This window comes from Pseudomonas sp. D1HM, from assembly GCF_019266105.1.
In the GTDB taxonomy this organism is placed as follows: Bacteria; Pseudomonadota; Gammaproteobacteria; order Pseudomonadales; family Pseudomonadaceae; genus Aquipseudomonas; species Aquipseudomonas taetrolens.
This window is the reverse complement of sequence record NZ_LRMN01000030.1, coordinates 1-4,066: the sequence shown is the minus strand read 5'-3', so window position 1 is coordinate 4,066 and position 4,066 is coordinate 1. Positions and strand designations below refer to the sequence as shown.

Below are 4,066 nucleotides of genomic sequence, written 5' to 3'. Positions count from 1 at the left end.
CCCGGTCGCGGTAAACGACCGGACTGACAGGCTTGTCGATCGAGACAGATTTGCTCGTCATCGCTTTCTCCAGGCAAAAAAATACCCGCGCTTGGCGGGTTAGGTGAGTTAGGGGCCGTAGCTTGTAGCAATGGAATCCATCTATTGAGATGCCCTCTCCTGTCGGGCACACTCCGGTTGCTTCACTACCCGATAACAGGAGTTTACGGATGCCATTTCTACAGACGGAACATAATGCTTTGTTGGCCTTGAAGGGTGTTGGACCGACCGTGATCGCTCGCCTGGAACAGATGGGCATCAACTCGCTCGCTGATCTCAGCAAGGCAAACATCAACGACATCCTGGCTAAGGCATCGGCAGCAGTGGGATCGACCTGCTGGAAGAATAGCCCCCAAGCTCGGGCGGCTATTACCGCGGCTGTTAAGTTTGCTAAAGACTCTCAGACGAGTGTCGCTGATAAATAAAGTTGATCCGTATTCCCTCAGTGCTTGTGATTGGGCGTGTTACCGCTGGTGTCGATTATTGTCCCTCCACCGTTGATATCACCCGTTACGCGCAACCCGCCGTTGATCAATACGTCACCGTAGATCGTGACGTCACCATCGAGCGCAATCGCCCCGGACGTCACCACCACGGCGTTATCCGTAACGGAGGCCGATGTGCTGCCGACCTTGATATCCACCGACCCAGTCGGTAGCACAATGCTGTAGCTGTGGGCCTGCCAGTCGTATGTTAGCGACCCACCATCATCGAACAGCCAGCGCTCGACATGATCGCGGTTATCAGGGGCTGGCCCTGCATCGCCAAACAAGCCGGGCACAAAGGTGCCTTGCGACACGTCGCCGCTCGGGCTGAGCAAAGTGCCCTGCTCGCCCATGCTGGGTACCCGCCAGTGTCGCGCCTTGCCCGCTGCCTGACTATGCCAGCGCACCCAGGCACTGATCCATTCCCCGTCGGACACCCGACAAACTGGCGGCCGGGCTGTCAGGTCCAAGGCCACCACGTAGCAATCCTTAACCATGCCGGCAATCATGCGGTCATGTTCAGAAAGGGCATGGTTCAAGGGAATACCTCGGGTTGGTCATCCTCACCCACATAGACCTTGAACGTCAGCGAACCGGGCGGTTCGTCCGGCCAAGGCCACTCCTTCTCTCCGAGGTAAATCGTCTGTGTCCACTCAACCAGCCACACCGTGTAGCCATCCAGCTCCGGCCGGGTCCAGTCCTGGGTTGAACGTTTGAACTCGGCAGGATCAACCGCCAGACCCCACGTCTGAGCCCGTAACAACACCGCCAGTTGCGTGGCCAGATGTATGGCCTGCTGATAGTGCTGATCGCGGATCACGTCAACAATCACCCGTGCTTCAAAGGTGACGTTCAGGGTGCTTTCCCCGGTGCCGATATCGGTGCCCGGCTCAATCTCTGCGATATCAAGAAATACTGCCGGCAGCGGGATATGCTGCTCGATACCAGGCCAGAAGCTGACCAACTGAATACCTACCAGCGACTGCTGCAGGTGCTGCTCGATCGCTTGATACAACAGGTCGAGGCTAAACGGCTGCTCAGACACGGCGCGTCCCCTTCAGATATTTCTGCAGCTCAAAGTTCATTTCTTGCCGGAGGATCTGTAGCAGGCGCTCATCGGCCTTGCGGCTCCAGGCTTCAAAATGTGGCCGTACTGAATCCAGTGAAATCTTGGCCTTGGCCAACGGAAAGCGATCGCTGTGTTCCCCCACAAAACCGGAGCTAGCCCCAGTCTGCGAAGTGACTTCGCTGTCGGGGTAATCGCCCCGGGCGAAGTGTTTACTGGCTGTACGGATCCAGATATCTGCCTGGTTGCCGTACACTTTTTTGAAGAAAGCGCCGCGATAGCGACGACTGCCCACTGACACACCGGCCTTGGTCTGCCGTGGCCGACCTGATCGGCTGGCTTCCAGCGGATTGATGCCGAACCAGAGTTTGCCGCGCATCGCACCGCCCGCAATCGGGTAACTGCGAAGGCGCTGCCGAACCGCCTTGACCGCAATCCGCTCCTGCTTGCCCACGGCCCTTGCAATATGGGTGCTAAGCCAACCCAAGGTTTTATTGATTGCGCGGCGTTGCGCGTTGGAAGCAGCTTTGGGTACCAACGTGGCCAAGTCCGCAAATGCTTTCATATCCTCGGCCGAAACCTGAATATTGAACATCCCGCTACTGGCCCGATTCTCACTAAAGCTGCCAATGCTCATGCACGTTTCCTCAAGATAAGGGATACCAGGCCATCGCCGCCGGGTTCCAGTTGCAGCAGGTCGTAGTCGCCACCACCGTCCAGCTCGGGCAGGTCAATGGTGACCAGCAGCCCTTTAGTCAGGCCATCGGAGTCCGCGACCCGCACTACAAAGTGCGGCTCGCGTAGGCCTGTATTAAGGCGACCAATCTGCGGCTGTTTCCACGGTGCCGAGAACATCCCCAGCACCGGCTCGGCCCGACCCTCGATGTGCCCGGTATCGCCCAGCACGTCGAAGATCACGCTGTCGATGTCGGCCACTAGATCGCGAATGCCCACGGTTACAGTTCCAGCAGGATCTGAGCGCGTGGACGGGTGCAGATGTGCAGCGGGTTGGACTGGGCTTCACCGGCCATACCTTTGTTGAAGGGCATCGGCTCGATCTTGCTGTAGTACGGAATGCCCTGGGTGTTGACGGTTTCCATGTAGTCGGCCGGAGCGAAGGCCGAGATGTAGAGGTCGGGAACACCTTCAGGGACCAGCAGTGCTTTGTCGTCGTGAACGAAAGCAACGCTTGCGACCTTGCCGCGATAGCGTTCCCACACAATGCCGCCGAACTCGAAGCTCTCGCGGGCATCACCGCGCAGAGCTGCCGCTTGTGCCGAGTTGACGTAGGTCTCCTTGATCGCCTTGAGCCCCATCATCTTGTTCCAAAAATTCTTGCCGCAGAACGCCCGGGCACCCGTGCTGGTGACACTGCCCAGCGCATCTTCCTGCAAGTCCAAGGCTTCGCCGCATTTGACGCGGAAGTCTGTGTCCGCGACGGTCAGACCCATCGACATTTTTTGCCGCTCAACGCCAAAGCGCTTGTACAGATCGAGCAACACCGTTGTACCGTCTGCATCGAGAATCTGGCCATTCAACGCGCCCATACGCTGAAATTCGTGGGTGACGTCCAACTGGCGGCGGGCCTTCAGGAGGCGTGCATTGACTACGTCCTGCACGGCCTGCAACTCACTGCGGGTACCGAAAGCCCGGATGCCTTGAATCTCATCCGCTTTGATGGTGAAGCGCTCCGGCAAATGCACGGTGTTGAACGGGATCAGGGTGCGCTTGCTGGCACCCACGACCAGACCCGAATTCCCGCGCTCACCGGCAGGTACCAGAGCCAGGGTGTCGCCGTCTTTTTCGATCTGCACGGTCAGGGTGGTGATGCCTTCTTCCTGAAACAGGCCAAGGCTGCTCAGGCGCCCGGGCAGGTATTGCTGTTCGTTGATAGCAGCGGTGAGCGACGAAACAGAAAACGCTTCGTCGTCAAAGATGGCGATATCGGCCATTGGGGACTCTCCAGAATGTAAAAACCCCGCTCAGTGGCGGGGTGCGAGAAAGGGACGGTCGGCTTAGCGCACGATCACAAAGTGTTGAGCCAGGGATTTTTCGCCCTCCGGATCAAGCCCGGTCAAATGCGCCTCGCTGACTTCAGCCAGGCGAACCACTGCGCGACCCCGGCGCACGATGTCGGACTCGCCCAGCGGCCCGTACAGAATGGCGACAGCGTTTTGAGTACCGTCTTCTGCAGTCGGCTCATACGGTGCGAACTCACCGGAGGCGGTCACCAGTCCCAGCACTTGGCCCGGGTTCAGCGCCGGGCCAGCAGCCACGTTGATCGCTTCGCGGGAGATATTCCCGGCGCCTTCGGACAGGAGAAATTCGCCCGCGTGCATCGGCTCTTGTTTGATGGTCATGCTTTTACCCCTGTCTGGGCGGCGCGACGGGCCGCGTAGATCGCATTAGTGTCAGGCTGTTTAGCCTGAATTTTTGGCACTGGGTCATCGTTGATCGGCAGGCTGTTGTCGATTTC

At 58.5% G+C, this 4,066-nt stretch carries 7 protein-coding genes; 1 reads left to right on the top strand and 6 read right to left on the bottom strand.

Going from position 1 to position 4,066, the window contains the following annotated elements; genetic code table 11:
- The first annotated feature begins 209 nt into the window (after nucleotides 1–209).
- Nucleotides 210–464 (top strand): helix-hairpin-helix domain-containing protein, encoded by a 255-nt coding sequence (locus AWM69_RS22365; RefSeq protein ID WP_218728543.1) that lies wholly within the window; start codon nucleotides 210–212, stop codon nucleotides 462–464.
- Between the two features lie 17 nt (nucleotides 465–481).
- Here the strand turns inward: AWM69_RS22365 and AWM69_RS22360 are convergent, their stop codons facing one another.
- The 6 genes from AWM69_RS22360 to AWM69_RS22335 all read right to left on the bottom strand — a co-directional run bounded on the left by AWM69_RS22360 (nucleotide 482) and on the right by AWM69_RS22335 (nucleotide 3,950).
- Complete coding sequence (locus AWM69_RS22360) at nucleotides 482–1,063, bottom strand: phage baseplate assembly protein V (protein WP_218728541.1); 582 nt, start codon at nucleotides 1,061–1,063, stop codon at nucleotides 482–484.
- Nucleotides 1,060–1,569 (bottom strand): hypothetical protein, encoded by a 510-nt coding sequence (locus AWM69_RS22355; protein ID WP_218728539.1) that lies wholly within the window; start codon nucleotides 1,567–1,569, stop codon nucleotides 1,060–1,062. The genes AWM69_RS22360 and AWM69_RS22355 overlap by 4 nt, the downstream gene beginning before the upstream one ends.
- A complete protein-coding gene (locus AWM69_RS22350) occupies nucleotides 1,562–2,227 on the bottom strand; it encodes a hypothetical protein (protein ID WP_218728537.1) in 666 nt (221 codons plus the stop codon). Before AWM69_RS22350 ends, AWM69_RS22355 begins: the two co-directional genes overlap by 8 nt.
- Entirely contained in the window at nucleotides 2,224–2,544 is a 321-nt protein-coding gene (locus AWM69_RS22345; RefSeq protein ID WP_218728535.1) for a hypothetical protein, read from the bottom strand. The genes AWM69_RS22350 and AWM69_RS22345 overlap by 4 nt, the downstream gene beginning before the upstream one ends.
- A gap of 2 nt (nucleotides 2,545–2,546) precedes the next feature.
- Complete coding sequence (locus AWM69_RS22340; RefSeq protein ID WP_218728533.1) at nucleotides 2,547–3,542, bottom strand: major capsid protein; 996 nt, start codon at nucleotides 3,540–3,542, stop codon at nucleotides 2,547–2,549.
- Nucleotides 3,543–3,605: 63 nt separating this feature from the next.
- The gene (locus tag AWM69_RS22335) at nucleotides 3,606–3,950 is read right to left on the bottom strand and encodes a head decoration protein (protein WP_218728531.1); all 345 of its coding nucleotides are present in this window, start codon (nucleotides 3,948–3,950) and stop codon (nucleotides 3,606–3,608) included.
- Between the last annotated feature and the right edge of the window lie 116 nt (nucleotides 3,951–4,066).